Origin of the sequence: Mycobacterium sp. 852002-51152_SCH6134967, from assembly GCF_001667105.1 — a bacterium.
Taxonomy (GTDB): domain Bacteria; phylum Actinomycetota; class Actinomycetes; order Mycobacteriales; family Mycobacteriaceae; genus Mycobacterium; species Mycobacterium neumannii_A.
The window spans coordinates 70,764-85,046 of the sequence record NZ_LZIK01000012.1 but is presented as its reverse complement, the minus strand read 5'-3'; the positions used below and the strand labels follow the sequence as shown (position 1 = coordinate 85,046).

13 protein-coding genes are annotated in these 14,283 nt (G+C 66.4%); 3 read left to right on the top strand and 10 right to left on the bottom strand.

Annotated features, from left to right (window positions below):
• Positions 1-24: 24 nt before the first annotated feature.
• The 5 genes from urtE to urtA are packed head-to-tail and all read right to left on the bottom strand — an operon-like array spanning position 25 to position 4,833.
• Entirely contained in the window at positions 25-717 is a 693-nt protein-coding gene (urtE, locus tag A5790_RS03050; protein ID WP_066841349.1) for an urea ABC transporter ATP-binding subunit UrtE, read from the bottom strand.
• Positions 717-1,535, bottom strand: coding sequence for an urea ABC transporter ATP-binding protein UrtD (gene urtD / locus A5790_RS03045; protein WP_066841348.1), 819 nt, complete (start codon positions 1,533-1,535; stop codon positions 717-719). The genes urtE and urtD overlap by 1 nt, the downstream gene beginning before the upstream one ends.
• Complete coding sequence (urtC, locus tag A5790_RS03040; protein WP_066841347.1) at positions 1,532-2,650, bottom strand: urea ABC transporter permease subunit UrtC; 1,119 nt, start codon at positions 2,648-2,650, stop codon at positions 1,532-1,534. The genes urtD and urtC overlap by 4 nt, the downstream gene beginning before the upstream one ends.
• Complete coding sequence (urtB, locus tag A5790_RS03035) at positions 2,647-3,531, bottom strand: urea ABC transporter permease subunit UrtB (protein WP_066841346.1); 885 nt, start codon at positions 3,529-3,531, stop codon at positions 2,647-2,649. The genes urtC and urtB overlap by 4 nt, the downstream gene beginning before the upstream one ends.
• A 36-nt stretch (positions 3,532-3,567) precedes the next feature.
• Positions 3,568-4,833 (bottom strand): urea ABC transporter substrate-binding protein, encoded by a 1,266-nt coding sequence (gene urtA, locus A5790_RS03030; protein ID WP_066841345.1) that lies wholly within the window; start codon positions 4,831-4,833, stop codon positions 3,568-3,570.
• Between the two features lie 253 nt (positions 4,834-5,086).
• On the opposite strand from urtA, the gene A5790_RS03025 reads away from it, so the two are divergent.
• Positions 5,087-5,506: a hypothetical protein gene (locus tag A5790_RS03025; RefSeq protein WP_231987586.1), complete on the top strand. Its 420-nt coding sequence runs from the start codon at positions 5,087-5,089 to the stop codon at positions 5,504-5,506.
• 27 nt (positions 5,507-5,533) lie between these two features.
• Here A5790_RS03025 and helR read toward each other — a convergent pair whose 3' ends face one another.
• Complete coding sequence (helR, locus tag A5790_RS03020; protein WP_197696699.1) at positions 5,534-7,708, bottom strand: RNA polymerase recycling motor ATPase HelR; 2,175 nt, start codon at positions 7,706-7,708, stop codon at positions 5,534-5,536.
• Positions 7,709-7,788: 80 nt separating this feature from the next.
• Between helR and A5790_RS03015 the strand changes: the two genes are divergently transcribed.
• A complete protein-coding gene (locus A5790_RS03015) occupies positions 7,789-8,808 on the top strand; it encodes an Rv2578c family radical SAM protein (RefSeq protein ID WP_066841343.1) in 1,020 nt (339 codons plus the stop codon).
• 7 nt (positions 8,809-8,815) lie between these two features.
• Here A5790_RS03015 and A5790_RS03010 read toward each other — a convergent pair whose 3' ends face one another.
• The 4 genes from A5790_RS03010 to A5790_RS02995 all read right to left on the bottom strand — a co-directional run bounded on the left by A5790_RS03010 (position 8,816) and on the right by A5790_RS02995 (position 13,281).
• Positions 8,816-10,078: an acyl-CoA dehydrogenase family protein gene (locus tag A5790_RS03010; RefSeq protein WP_066841342.1), complete on the bottom strand. Its 1,263-nt coding sequence runs from the start codon at positions 10,076-10,078 to the stop codon at positions 8,816-8,818.
• Entirely contained in the window at positions 10,075-11,223 is a 1,149-nt protein-coding gene (locus A5790_RS03005) for an acyl-CoA dehydrogenase family protein (protein ID WP_066841341.1), read from the bottom strand. Before A5790_RS03005 ends, A5790_RS03010 begins: the two co-directional genes overlap by 4 nt.
• 73 nt (positions 11,224-11,296) lie before the next feature.
• Complete coding sequence (locus A5790_RS03000) at positions 11,297-12,520, bottom strand: amidohydrolase family protein (RefSeq protein ID WP_064395393.1); 1,224 nt, start codon at positions 12,518-12,520, stop codon at positions 11,297-11,299.
• Positions 12,521-12,630: 110 nt separating this feature from the next.
• Positions 12,631-13,281 (bottom strand): TetR/AcrR family transcriptional regulator, encoded by a 651-nt coding sequence (locus A5790_RS02995; RefSeq protein WP_064426131.1) that lies wholly within the window; start codon positions 13,279-13,281, stop codon positions 12,631-12,633.
• Between the two features lie 77 nt (positions 13,282-13,358).
• Here A5790_RS02995 and A5790_RS02990 point away from each other — a divergent pair, with 77 nt between their 5' ends.
• On the top strand, positions 13,359-14,243 hold the full coding sequence (locus A5790_RS02990; RefSeq protein WP_066841340.1) for an acyl-CoA thioesterase II: 885 nt from the start codon (positions 13,359-13,361) through the stop codon (positions 14,241-14,243).
• Positions 14,244-14,283: the final 40 nt, after the last annotated feature.

Sequence of the window (14,283 nt, the reverse complement as noted above, 5' to 3'; positions counted from 1 at the left end):
CTCGCGGAAGGGGGCACGCAGCGGCTAGATGGCCATCGCGGCGCGGACGTCGGCTTCAGAGGACGAGCCGCCTGCGCCGCTGGAGGTCACGCGACCGGACTCGAGAACGTAGTAGTGCTGTGAGGACTCCAGCGCGAAACCGATGTGCTGTTCGACCAGCAGCACGCCCATGTCACCCCGCTGGGTCAGCGACGTGATCGCCGCTTCGATCTCGCCGACCACCGACGGCTGGATGCCCTCGGTCGGCTCGTCGAGAATCAGGCACTTCGGCGTGGTGATCAGCGCACGGGCGATCGCCAACTGCTGGCGCTGACCCCCCGAGAGCAGACCGGCGCGGCGAGCCAACAGTTCCTTGAGGGCGGGGAACAGGTCGAGTTGTTCGTCGATGAGCCGCTTGCCGTTCTTGCGTCCGTCCGCGACGACCTGCAAATTCTCCATTGTGGTGAGCTGGCCGAACGCCTGCTGGCCCTGCGGCACGTAGGCCAGTCCACGCGCGACGCGCGCGCTCGGGCGCAGCCTGCTGATGTCGTCGCCGTCGAAGAGCACCTTGCCCGCACTGCATCGCACCAGTCCGACCGCGGCACGCAGCAGCGTGGTCTTACCCGCTCCGTTGTGGCCCATCACCGCGGCCACCCCGTCGGAGGGCACGTCGACGCTGGCACTGTGGATGACCTCGGAACGGCCGTACCCGCAACGCACGTCGACCAGTGACAGCATCAGGACTCCTCGATGAGTTCGGCGGGGACATCGGCGGTGCCCGCCGCGGCGGTGCCGAGGTAGACCTCTTGCACCTTGGGGTTGGCCTGCACCTCGGCGACAGAGCCCTCGGCGATCACCTGTCCGCGCGCGAGCACGCTCACCGACGTGGCGAACGCGCGCATGAAGTCCATGTCGTGTTCGACGACGACGACCGTGCGCTGGGCGCCGATGCGGCGCAACAGCTTTCCGGTCTCTTCTCGTTCCTCGTGGCTCATGCCCGCAACGGGTTCGTCGAGCAGCAGCACGTCGGCGTTCTGCACGAGCAGCATGCCGATCTCCAGCCACTGCTTCTGCCCGTGGGCCAGCACACCGGCCGGCTTGTCGGCCAGGTCGCTCAGCCCGATGGTGTCGAGCGCCTCTTCGATCGCGGGAAGCACACCCTTGCGGCGGCGCAACAACGTCCACGCCGACCGTCCGGCACCCGCGGCGATGTCGAGGTTCTGCAGCACGGTCAACTGCTCGAAGACGGTGGCCGTCTGGAACGTGCGACCCACGCCGAGCCGGGCGATCTGATGCACCTTCTTGCCGAGCAGTTCGACGCCGGATTTGTTGACCGACCCGGTGGCGCTGACCAGGCCGGTGATCGCGTCGATGACCGTCGTCTTGCCCGCACCGTTCGGGCCGATCAGGAACCGCAGGTCGCCCTGAAACAGCGTCAAGTCGACATCGCTGACCGCTTTGAAGCCATCGAAATCGACTGTGAGTCCGCGTACTTCGAGGTACTCGGTGCCCATGCCGACGTTGCCGCCCGCGATCGGCTCCGCTTCCAGCGTCATGTGGCTGCACCCACCTTCTCGGTGTCGGGATCCGCCTGCGGTTGGGGCTCGACGGCGACGGGTTTCGTGCGCCTGCGGATCCGGCGCCGTTTGAACAGCACACCGAGACCGGCCAGCCCAGCCGGGAAGAAGCCGACCACGACGATGAACAGCAGACCCTGTGCGTAGGTCCATTCCGAGGGGAAGCGTTCGGAGAACAGCGTCTGCGCCCACGCGACCCCGATCGCGCCGAGCACCGGCCCAAGCAGCGTGGTGCGCCCACCGATCGCCACGCCGATCAGAAACGCGATCGAGGGCAGGATGCCCACCTGCGAGGGTGCGATGAACCCGACGATCGGGGCGAACAACGCGCCCGCGACGCTGGCGAACAGTGCCGCCACGGTATAGGCGACCACCTTGATGTTCGCCGGGTCGTAGCCCAGGAAGCGGACACGCTCCTCACCGTCGCGAACCGCGACCAGCAGTTCGCCGTACCGGCTCTGCATCAGTTGGCGGACCACCGCGACGACGGCGAGCAACACGCCGGCGGCGATGAAGTACAGCATGCGCCGGTTGGCCGGGTCGTTGAGCGTGAACCCGAAGAACGTGCGAAACCTGTTGAGTCCGTTGCTGCCACCCATACTGGTCTGCCCGACGAGCAGAATCGCCAGCGCGGCGGCCAGCGCCTGCGACAGGATGGCGAAATAGGCACCCTTGACGCGGCGCTTGAATACGCCGAGCCCCAGCGCGGCCGCGATCGCCGTCGGCACAATTACGATCGCCGCCAGGGTGAAGACGGGGGAGGCGAACGGCTGCCAATAGCCGGGTAATTCGCGCACACCGGCGATCTGCATGAAGTCCGGCACATCGTCGCCCCGCAGCTGTGCGTCGGAGATCTTCAGATGCATGCCCATCATGTAGCCGCCGAGGCCGAAGAACACGCCCTGACCCAACACGAGCATTCCGCCGCGGCCCCAGGCCAGTCCGATCCCGACCGCGACGATCGCGAAGCACAGAAACTTGCCCAGCAGGCTGAGCCGGAAATCGGACAGCACCGCGGGCGCCACGGCGAACAGCAGCACCGCGGCCACCGCGAAACCGGCCCAGGTCTGCCAGCGGCCAACGAAGGTCCTCACGCGAGACTCCTTGTCCGGACGGTGAACAGGCCCTGCGGCCGAGCCTGCAGGAAGATCACGATGATCACGAACACGACCACCTTCGCCAGTGACGCGGTGGTGTTGTATTCGATGAACGAGTTCAAAAAGCCCAGCGCGAACGCCGCGATCACCGTGCCCTTGATCTGGCCGAGTCCACCGACCACGACCACCAGGAATGCGTCAATCAGATAGCTCTGCCCGATGGTCGGGCTGGTCGACCCGATCAGCGTCAACGCGACACCGGCCACCGCGGCCAGCCCCGAACCGATGAAAAACGTTGTGATGTCGGTCTTCCGGGACGAGATTCCGCTGGTCTCGGCGAGGTCGCGGTTCTGGACGACGGCCCGGATCCGCCGTCCCATCGGGCTGACCTTGAGCGCGGTGGCCAGCGCCGCGACACAGACGAGGGCCAGCACCAGGATGAAGATCCGCGTCTTGGGCACCACCGCACCGAACATCTCCACCCCGCCCGACAACCACGCCGGCGCCACCACGTTGACCGCGGGAGCTCCGAAGACGTCGCGAGCGACCTGCTGAAGAATCAACCCGACACCGAAGGTGACCAGCAGTGTGTCCAGCGGCCGGTGATACATCCGGCGGATCAGCGTGGTCTCCAGAAGCGCACCCATCGCGCCACCGATCACAAATCCGACGGCCAGCGAGATCAACAGCGACGCACCGGCGCTCGACACGATCTGCTGCACCACGTAGGCGGTGTAGCAACCGGCCATGATGAACTCGCCGTGCGCCATGTTGATGACGCCCATCTGGCCGAACGTCAGCGACAACCCCAGCGCCGCCAGCAACAGGATCGAGCCGAGGCTCAATCCCGTTGCCAGCTGCCCGATCAGGACATCCACTACGACATACTCCCGTCGCTTCGCTGGCTCGAAGTCTCAGCTGGACAGGCCGGCCGCCCACGGATACGACTTGAGATAAGGATCGGGTTCGATCGGCCCCGGCGACTCCCAGATCGTGTAGATCAGCCCGTCGGGCCGGATCTCGCCGATGCGCGCGGTCTTGGTGATGTGATGGTTTTCGCCGTCGATGGTGACCAGACCCTCCGGCGCGTCGAACGTCACGCCACCCGCATTGTCCTGAATCGCCTTGGCGTCGAACGACTTCGCCTTCTCCACGGTGTTCTTCCACAGGTACACCGAGACGTAGGCGGCCTCCATCGGGTCCGACGTCGGCTTGTTGGCGCCGTACTTGTCCTTGTAGGCCTTGACGAACGCCTTGTTGGCCGGGTTGTCGACGGTTTCGTAATAGTTCCAGGCGGTGAGTTGACCGGTGATGTTCTGGATTCCGATTCCGCCGACCTCCTCCTCGGCGATCGACACCGACACCACGGGCATCGCCTCCGGGGTCAGGCCGACGTTGCGGTACTCCCGGAAGAAGGCGACGTTCGAATCGCCGTTGAGCGTGTTGAACACGGCGTCGGCGGCGGCGGTGCGGACCTTGTTGACGATGGTCGAGAAGTCCGTCGAGCCCAGCGGCGTGTAGTCCTCGCCCTTGATCTCGATGCCGTTGGCGCCCGCGTATGCCTTGATGATCCGGTTGGCGGTCTGCGGGAACACGTAGTCGCTGCCGACCAGATAAAGCGACTTGACGCCCTTCTCTTTGAGGTAGTCCAGCGCGGGCACGATCTGTTGATTGGTGGTAGCGCCGGTGTAGAAGATGTTCTTCGACGACTCCAGGCCCTCGTACTGCACGGGGTAATACAGCAGCGAGTTCGCGCTCTCGAAGACCGGCAGCATCGCCTTGCGCGACGAGGAGGTCCACCCGCCGAACACCGCTGCCACGCAGTCGCTGCTGATCAGCTTCTCGGCCTTCTCCGCGAACACCGTCGGCTCGGACGCGCCGTCCTCGCCGACGAGCTGGATCTGCTTGCCCATCACACCGCCGGAGGCGTTGATCTGCTCGACCGCGAGGTCGATGGCGTTGCGGACGGTCACTTCCGAGATGGCCATGGTGCCCGACAACGAGTTCAGCGCACCCACTTTGATCGTCGGGCCCGAGGTGTCGACGCACGATTGGGCGTTCGTCGAATCCGACTCGGTCGCCTTGCTTCCGCAGCCGGCCAGCACCAGGCTTGTCGCAGCGACGATTCCGCCGGCAACAAGGGCTGAACGTCTCACGGAGGACCGTCGTGGTAGTCGCATGAACAGCCTTTCCCTATATATCCGCAGCGCACATCGGCGATGAGCGTCGAGCCGGGCGCGGGTCCCGACATCGCGTGGTTGTCGAATCGGGACGTTAGAGCGGTGGTGTTTCTGGGAAATGTCTGCGTGTGACAAACAAATTAACCTGTGACTTCTCCGCAGGTCGTGTGCCGTTCAGCGGCGCATCGAAGGCGCTCGGCAGCGGCGGCGCTGCGGCTGTAACGGTTTGGTACCGTCCGGCGATGTGACGAACATGCGAACAGCTATAACCAAGGTCGGGGCGGCTCTCATGGTGGCTGCGGCGTCAGTCGCGGTCAGCCATGCGACGGCGAATGCCCAATCGGAAGGCCACGTGGTCCGGTACACGCTGACGTCAACGGCTCCTGCCGACTTCCAACTCAACTATCTGACGGCTCAGCCTCCGAGCAAGGAGGCGTACAACGCCGACGCGTATGCGTACCTGAAGAAGGAAGAAGTGGTCCTGCAGCCGGGCGTGCCGTGGGTCTTCGAGACGACAATGGCCGACCCGCAATGGGCGATCCTCACCGCGAGCACGGGCGTCCACGCCATGCAAGCCTCCCCGAATCCGCACTGCGAGATCGCGATCGACGGTGAGGTGGCGGTGCAGCAGGACGGTACCTACACGGTGCAGTGCCAGCTGAGCCAGTGGTGACCGCGCCGCTGTAGGTATCGCGGCCGCTCAGTCGGCCACGTTCTGGAGCTCGGACAATTTCAGCGTGGGTGGCAGCGGCTCGGTGTGCAGCACACCGAGCCGTTGTGTCGCGCGGGTGAGCGCGACGTAGAGGTCGGCCGCCCCGCGCGGACCGTCGGCGAGGATGCGGCCCGGCTCGACGACGAGAACCGCGTCGAACTCCAAACCCTTGATCTCCGACGGTGACACCGCCCCGTCCATTCCCGAAGGCCCGATCACGACGCTGGTCCCATCGCGGCCGTCTTCGTCGCGACGGAACTCCTCGATCGCGCCGGGTAGTTCGTCGGTATCGATGAAGCGCGCCCATGGCCGAACACCGCATGCGCGAACGGATTCGGGTGGCCGCACCTCGGGGGCGAACTCGGCGAGCAGGCCCGCGGCGACGTCCATGATCTCGGCTGGCGTGCGGTAGTTCACCGACAGCGGCCGGTAGATCCAGCGACCGGGCACATAGGGATCGAGCATCGAGCCCCACGACGTGGTGCCCGCGGCCGATCGGCGCTGCGCGAGATCTCCGACAACGGTGAAAGACTTGCTGGGACACCGACGCATCAGCACCCGCCAGTCCATCTCCGAGAGTTCCTGCGCCTCGTCGACGACGACGTGGCCGTACGTCCAATCACGTTCTGCGGCAGCACGTTCAGCGAGATCGCGGGTGTCGCGTTCGATGAATCGCTCGGCGAGGTCTTCGGCGCCGATGAGGTCGGTGGCGAGCAGATGATCCTCGTCGGCCATCAGGTCCTCACGGGCCACCATCAGGTCCAGCACACCGGCGGCGTACGCGGCCTCCTCCTGCCGCTGAGTCTCGGCCGCGGCGTCCGGTTTGAGCCCGCCCAACATGTCGACCAGCTCGTCGAGCAGCGGCACGTCCGGCACCGTCCAGGCATCGCCTTGGGCGCGCAGCAGGGACTCGTCGGCGCCTGCGGCACTGAGCCGTTCGACAGACTCGTAGAGTCCGGCCAGCAGAGCCTCCGGCGTCAGCTGCGGCCACAGATCGTCCAAGGCGGTGTTGAACGCTTCGTGATCACCGAGTTCGTCGAGAAGCTCGGCACGCAGGTGTTCCCACGCCGCCTTGTCGTCGCGGCTCAGCCAGCCCTTGCCGATGCGGGCGATCGCCCGCTCGGTGAGGACCCAGGTGATGACGTCGACGAACACCGCGCGCGCGTCGTTGTGTGGCAAGCCGCTGTCGCGGGCTTCCTGGATCGCCCACTCGGCCGTCTCGGCGTCGATCCGTACGGTGACGTCGGCCAGCTTGATCGGCACCGGTTCTTCGGGAGCCCGTTGCCGGTCGGCGATCGCCGCGGCCAGCACGTCCAGCATCGTCAGCGAACCCTTCGCGCGCGCCGCATCGGGAGGGTCCTCGGCGGTGACCCGCAGGCCGGGAACGAGGTCACCGGCGGTCATGAACACGACGTTTGTTTCGCCGAGCGAGGGCAGCACCCGGTCGATGTGTCGTAGGAACGCGGTGTTCGGGCCGATCACCAGCACGCCGTGGCGTTCCATCCGCTCCCGCTGCGTGTAGAGCAGGTAGGCCACCCGGTGCAGTGCGACGACGGTCTTGCCCGTGCCCGGGCCGCCCTCGATCACCAACACGCCCGGGTGCTCGAGCCGAATGATCTCGTCCTGTTCGGACTGGATCGTCGCCACGATGTCGAGCATGCCCTCGCCGCGGGGCGCGTTGACCGCCGCGAGCAGCGCGGCGTCACCCTGGGCGCCTTCAGTGGGCCTGCCCAGAGTCTCGTCGGTGGAATCGGTGATGCGACGCCCGATGGAATGGAACTGGCGCCGGCGGCGCATGCCCGCGGGGTGGGCCGCGGTGGCGACGTAGAACGGGCGCGCCGCGGGAGCCCGCCAGTCCAGAAGCAGCGGCTCGTACTCGTTGGCCTCGTCCAGCAACCCGATTCGACCGATGTAGAGACGGTCACCCGTGACGCTGTCCAGCCGACCGAAGCACAGCCCGTGGTCGGCCACGTTGAGCCGGTTCATCCGCTTGGCCACCGCGCGCACCTCGGCGTCACGGTCGACCAGTGAGCCGCCGTCACCGCGCAGCGCCGCGTCGTAGTGCGCCCGCACGCGTGCGCGTTCGGCGTCGAGTCGTGCATACAACCCGTCGATGTAGCGCTGCTCAGAGCGCAGTTCGTCCTCGTGGCTCTCGCTCGCCACATCGCCCCCAAATCTGTTCTGCAAAGCGTTCGCGCGCGTCGACCTTGACAACCCATCGAACGTGAGTTCGAATCGAGTGTATGCGGTGGGATGGTCAGGGTGTCGGCGTCGACGACGGCGCGCTGCCCGGCCTGCAGCGTATCGGTTTCGTGCGCAGCGTGCGGACGCCGCAGTTCGAGGGCATCACATTCCACGAAGTGCTGTGCAAATCGGCGCTCAACAAGGTGCCCAACGGGGCCATGCTGCCGTTCCGGTTCACGGTCAACGGCTACCGCGGATGCTCGCACGCCTGTCGCTATTGCTTCGCGAGGCCCACGCACGAATATCTCGAATTGAACTGCGGCAGCGACTTCGACAGTCAGGTTGTGGTCAAGACCAACGTGGCCGACGTGCTGCGCCGCGAACTGTCGCGGCGGTCGTGGCAGCGCGAGACGGTGGCGTTGGGCACCAACACCGATCCGTACCAGCGGGCCGAGGGCCGCTATGCGCTCATGCCCGGGATCATCTCGGCCCTGACCGATTCCGGTACCCCGTTCTCCATCCTCACCAAGGGCACGCTGCTGCGACGCGACCTTCCGCTGATCCGCGAGGCCGCCCGTCAGGTCGACGTCAGCGTGGCGGTTTCGCTCGCCGTCGGAGACCTCGCGCTGCACAGGGAAGTCGAACCGGGCACACCGTCGCCGCAGGCGCGGCTCGGGATGATCGCCGCGATCCGGGACGCCGGGCTGGACTGCCACGTAATGGTAGCCCCGGTGTTGCCGCATCTGACGGACTCGCCCGAGCAGCTCGATGCGCTGCTCGCCCAGATCGCGGCCGCGGGCGCCACCGGTGTCACGGTGTTCGGCCTGCACCTGCGTGGTTCGACGCGCGGCTGGTTCATGAACTGGTTGGCCGGCTCGCACCCGGAGCTGGTGGGAAAGTACCGCGAGCTGTATCGCCGCGGCGCCTACCTGCCGCAGGACTACCGAAAGAGGTTGCACGACCGGGCGGCGCCGCTTGTGGCCAAGCACGGCCTGGCGCCCGACCGCCGGTCGTTCCGCGCCGCGGACACACCGCCGGCGCCTGCACCCGTCCCAGCGTTGCAACCCACATTGTTCTGAGAAAGGGTCAGCCCCTGTTGCGCTTGACCTCTTTGAACGGCACGTCGCGGTCGGCGGCGGGTTCGCGGGGGAAGCCGAGCACGCGCTCGCCGATGATGTTCCGCGCGATCTCGGTCGTGCCGCCGCCCAGGGCGGCGGCTTGGCGCGACAGGTACCGCTCGCCGTGACGGATCAGCACACCGTCGACGTCGACCACACCCGCGCTGCCGGTGATCGCCAGCGCCGTGTCGAACTCGACGTGATGGACGTCGGCGTGCGCGATGCGGATGATGGACCCGGCGGCCGGCGGTAGCGAGCCGTCGAGCACACCGTGGTAGACGTGGTCGATCAGCTGCTCGCGAACGGTCCGGTGCACCAGCGCGCGCCCGGCCATCTCCTGAAGCCGCGCGTTGTCGGCCTGACCCGCCTTCTCAAGCAGCTCAACGTAATTGGTCGGGACGTCGGATTTGCCCTCGGCGCCGATCCCGCTGGCGAACTCCGATCCGCCGCCGACCGCGCGCCGCTCGTGGTACAGCTGCCGGGAGGCGACGTGCCAGCCCGCGTCGACCTCGCCGACCACGGCGTCGTCGTCGAGCTCGAGGTTGTCGAAGAACTCCTCGCAGAACTCGACGGAACCGTTGACCTGCTTGATGCGGCGCAGTGTGATGCCGGGGCTGTCGATGGGCACCAGGAACATCGTCAAACCCTCGTGCTTGGGCACGTCCCAGTTGGTGCGCGCCAGCATCAACCCGTAGTCAGCGGCGAAAGCGCTTGTGCTCCAGGTCTTTGCCCCGTTGATCACCCACTTGTCGCCTTTGCGGTCGGCGCGGGTGATCACACCGGCGAGGTCGGAGCCGCCGCTCGGTTCCGACAGCAGCTGCACCAGCACCTCGTCGCCGCGCAGCGCCGCCGAGATGTGCTGTCGTTTCTGCTGTTCGCTACCGGTGTCGAGAATGGTGGCCGCGCAGATCGTGAACGTCGGAGTGTTGAGGATGATCGGCAGCTCATATGCACGCGAGACCCTGTCGAACGCCTTCTGATAGGCGATCGGCAGACCGAGCCCGCCGTACTCCTTGGGGAAACAGATGCCGGCGAATCCCCCCTCCCACAACCGCTTCTGGAGTTCCCGCGCGCGCAGCCACGGCTCCTCTTCGCCGCGGTCGTGTTCGGGTGGGTTGTTCGGATCGATCGGGGGCATGTTTTCTGCCAGCCACGCCTGAGCCCGGGCGGCGAACTCCTCGGCCGACTCCGTAGTGGCGGTCGCGGCGGGGGCCGATGTGGTCTCGGTCATGACGCATGCTCCAGGTTCTTGGTGAGGGAGTAGACGCGCAGGTTGTGCTCCTCGGGAGTGCCGAACATCGAGCGGTTCAACGTGGTGCGTCGCAGGAACAGGTGCAGGTCGTGTTCCCACGTCACCCCGATGCCGCCGTGCAGCTGCACGCACAGCTGCAACATGCCCGGTGAGTATTCGCCCACGTACGATTTCGCGACGCTGACGGCCATCGCCGCACCGGGCGTCCGCGCTGCCACCTCGGCCACCGCTGCGTTGGTCGTGGCACGGCACCCTTCGAACCAGATCTTCAGGTCGGCGTATTTGTGCTTGAGCGCCTGATACGAGCCAAGGGGGCGACCGAAGGAAAGCCGGTCGAAGCCCCACTGAATCGTGAAGGCCAGCACCGTATCCAGGATGCCGACCACCTCCGCGCACTGCAGTACGCAGGCGATCTGGGTCTGCCGCTCGATCAGGGCCGGTGTCTGATCGGCGGTGCTCACCGCCGCGCCCGCATCGACCTCGACCCCGTCGAAGTGCACGCGGGCGTAGGTCTTCACCATGTCGATCGAGCGCTGCGGCTCCACGCGCACACCCGGTGCGTCCGCGGGTATGAGGAACTGATGGATACCGTCGTCGGATTGTGCTGTGACCAAGAACAATGCGCTGTCGGCGCCGGCCTCGACCCGGTCTTTGACCCCGTCGATACGGAACCCGGTCGCGGTGGCGGTGGCGGTGACGGTCGGCGTCAGCGGTGACCACTGCTGCCCGGGCTCGTAGACCGCCCAGCTGGCCACCGCGTCGCCGGCCACCAGCGCCTCGATGGTGTCCTCGTGGCCGACGGGCGCCTCCACCAGTCCGGCGAGCACGGTGCTGACCGGGTGCAGCGGACCGGGAGCGACGGTCTTGCCGGCGATCTCGGCGACGAGCGCCAGGTCCTTGACGCCCTCCCCGGAGACGCTGCCGCCGCCGAGTTCCTCGGGAATCAGGAGGCTGGTCCAGCCCAGCTCGACGGCGCGGCGCCACCAGTCGGCGTCGAACGACGTTCCGGCATCGTGCATCTCGCGTATCCGACTCAGCGGCACTACCTTTTCGAGGAACGACTGCGTCGTCGAGGCGAAGAGCAGTACCTCAGGATTCGTGCCGTTGTTCGAGCTATCGGTCACGGGCTCTCTTTCGTAATCGTGCGAACGTGCGTGTCGACGCATCGACACGCACGTTCCGCGACGGTGCCTGAACTCAGGCGGGGATGACGAGCGCGGGCACGTCGGGGTTGTGGACGATCTCGTTGGGCACCTTGAACAGGTCGATCATGTTGCCGCCCATGACCTTCCGCTGGCCTTCCTCGTCGAGTCCCTGCAGGTCGTCGATCAGATGGGTCGGCTCGGCCAGCCCCTCCGGGTGCGGCCAATCCGACCCGAAGATCACCCGGTCGACGCCGATGAGGTCGGCCATCTTGGCGAAGTCGTCCTCCCAGAACGGTGCGACATACACCCCACGCTTGAACGCCTCGATCGGGTTCTCGGGGAACTCCTGCGGCATCTTCTTGTAGACGCCCTCGAACTGCTTGAACAGGTACGGCACCCAGTCGGCGCCGTTCTCGATGGACAGAATCCGCAGATCGGGATTGCGGGTCAGCGCGCCGTGGCACACCAGCGCGGCCATCGAGTCCTCGATCGGCCGCTTGCCCATCGACACCATCCGGAACGCGGTCGGCTTGAACGGCAGGTACTCATCGGCCGGTTCCCAGTCGTTGAGGTACTCGGCGTAGCCGGAGTCCGAGGCGTGCATCGACACCGGGATACCGGCCTTGACGCAGGCGTCCCAGAACGGGTCGAACTCGGGCAACCCGAACGACCGCGTGCCGCGCACACCGGGCACCGGCGCCGGCCGGACCAGAACCGTCTTGGCGCCGCGCTCCAGACACCATTCGAGTTCTTCGAGCGCGCGGTCGACGATGCCGAGGTTGATCACCGGGGTGGAGAAGATCCGGTCCTCGTAGTTGAACTGCCAGGTCTCGTACATCCACTCGTTGAGCGCGTGGATGACGTCGAGGATCAGTTCCGGATCGTCCTTCATCCGCTCCTCGACCAGGCTGGCGAGGGTCGGGAACATCAGCGAGTAATCCAGGCCGAGGCCGTCCATGACCTCGAGTCGCGCGGCGGGTTCGCGGAAGGCCGGAATCGCCTTCATCGGCTTGCCCATCACCTCGCGGAAGCTTTTGCCGCCGCTGCCGTGCTTGAAGTACTCCTCCTGGGCGCCCGGGCGCGCGACAACCTCGAAGGTGGGGTTCGGGATGTAGTCGCTGACCTGGTTGCGCACCATGATCTTGGTCCGTCCGCGCACCTCGATGTAGTCGATGACGTGCTTGCGGTGGTCCGGGAGGAACTTGGTCAGCGCCTCTTTGGGCTCGTAGAAGTGGTTGTCCGCGTCGAACACGGGATACGGAAGCTGGCGTGTCATGTTCGCCTCCTGCAAGTCTGATTGGCTGTTAGTGGTAATGACATTACCACTTTGGGACCAGCAGAAACAGCGGCGCCGGAGAAGCCTGTTCTCTGCCGGTGCGGCGCAGGTCAAGCGTTGTGGTCCGGGCCGGTGAGCCCGCTGAGGCAGAAGTCGTAGATGTCGTCTGCGCCGACCGGTATGCCGCTGAGTTCCGCGCCGAGCACCTGCAGCCGGATCGCGCCCAGCGACGACTGCATGATCAGTGCGGCCCGGGCGTCGACGTTGAGGTCCGACCGGAAGACGCCCTCGGCGATCCCGCGGTTGATGATGTCCTTGATCAGCTCGTAGACCGGTGAGAGCACGCGCGAGTATTCGCGCGGCAAGGTCTCGGCGAGGCGGTCGTTGTAGTTGGTCAGGCCGCGGTTGACCTTGTCCTGGGTGGTGGTCTCGGGCGGGGTGCAGATCCGGTCGATGAGCACGCGAAGGGCCGTCGCGGCGGGCAGGCCGGCGGTGTCTTCGCGCCAGCGGCGCGTCGACTCGGCCATGATCTTGTCGACGAGCGCGAGCAGCAGTTCGTCTTTGGTCGAGAAGTGTTGGTAGAAGGACCGCAGCGATGTCTTCGACCGTTCGACCACCTCGAGCACGGTGAAGTCGGTGCGCCCGGTCTCGCCGAGGATCGCCAGCGCCGACTTCATGAAGCGCTTGGGCCGGGGGTCGCCATCGGCGGCGTCGGCCATGCGTGTGGCGCCCGCGGCGGGGCGCCCGCTCGGCTTGGCCATGGTCGTCACCTTCCGGCTCGAGATCGACTGGTAACGACGTTACCGCTTTTGTAGAAGCTCGGTTACTGTTCCTTGTCATGACGACAGACTCAGCGCAGCAACAGTGGACCGTCGACACCCTGCTCGACCTGTTCGACGTCCGCCAGGACGGGGACAACCGATTCATCGCCGAGACCGGCCCGGCCGGGGAGGAGGACCGGCAGGTCGTCGAGGGCACACAGGTGCTCGCCCAGGTGATCGTGGCGGTGGCCAAACGCTTCGAGGGCAAGTCGGTGCGCTCGGCATACGCGGTGTTCTCACGGGCGGTGATGGTGGCCGCGGGCCCGCTGGAGTTGGAGATCGATGTCGTCAACGAAGGTCGTTCCACCGCAACGGCTGTCGTCACCGCCAAGCAGAACGGTAAGCGCTGCATCACCGTCACCGTGCTGACCGACGTCCCGACCGACGACGTTATCCGCCACGCCGTCGCGCGCCCCGAGGTCAAGCCGCCCGCCGAGGCGAACGACGCGCGCATGGCCATGGCCGGTCGCGAGATCCGGCTGGTCGATGTCGTCGACGTCAACAGCCCCGACGAGGTCGGCCCGCCGGAACTGTATGCCTGGGTGCACTACGACAAGACACCCGAGCGTGACGAGCTCGCCAAGGCTCTCGTCGCGTATCTGACTGGACACCTGGGTATTTCGACGACCATGCGCGCCCACGAGGGCATCGGCACCGCGCAGTCCCACGTCACCGTGTCGACCGCACCGATGACGGTGTCGGTCAGCTTCCATGAGCCGTTCGGATTCGACGGGTGGCTGCTGTACAGCCACGAGAGCACGCAGGTGGGCGCGGGCATGTCGTATGTCCGCGGAACCGTGCACACCGAGGCCGGTGAGCTGATCGCATCGTTCACCCAGGACGCGCTGATCCGGCCGCTGCGCACCAGCGACACGGCGATCAAGGAGCAGTCGCGCCTGTAACAAGGCCGGTGCCCGCCCGGCCGGTGCCCGCCCGCCGAAA

What these genes read in the sequence shown, in the direction of transcription:
- urtE (WP_066841349.1), bottom strand. Translation starts at nt 717, where the DNA reads ATGCTGTCACTGGTCGACGTGCGTTGCGGGTACGGCCGTTCCGAGGTC.
- urtD (WP_066841348.1), bottom strand. Translation starts at nt 1,535, where the DNA reads ATGACGCTGGAAGCGGAGCCGATCGCGGGCGGCAACGTCGGCATGGGC.
- urtA (WP_066841345.1), bottom strand. Translation starts at nt 4,833, where the DNA reads ATGCGACTACCACGACGGTCCTCCGTGAGACGTTCAGCCCTTGTTGCC.
- A5790_RS03025 (WP_231987586.1), top strand. Translation starts at nt 5,087, where the DNA reads ATGCGAACAGCTATAACCAAGGTCGGGGCGGCTCTCATGGTGGCTGCG.
- A5790_RS03015 (WP_066841343.1), top strand. Translation starts at nt 7,789, where the DNA reads ATGCGGTGGGATGGTCAGGGTGTCGGCGTCGACGACGGCGCGCTGCCC.
- A5790_RS03010 (WP_066841342.1), bottom strand. Translation starts at nt 10,078, where the DNA reads ATGACCGAGACCACATCGGCCCCCGCCGCGACCGCCACTACGGAGTCG.
- A5790_RS03000 (WP_064395393.1), bottom strand. Translation starts at nt 12,520, where the DNA reads ATGACACGCCAGCTTCCGTATCCCGTGTTCGACGCGGACAACCACTTC.
- A5790_RS02995 (WP_064426131.1), bottom strand. Translation starts at nt 13,281, where the DNA reads ATGGCCAAGCCGAGCGGGCGCCCCGCCGCGGGCGCCACACGCATGGCC.
- A5790_RS02990 (WP_066841340.1), top strand. Translation starts at nt 13,359, where the DNA reads ATGACGACAGACTCAGCGCAGCAACAGTGGACCGTCGACACCCTGCTC.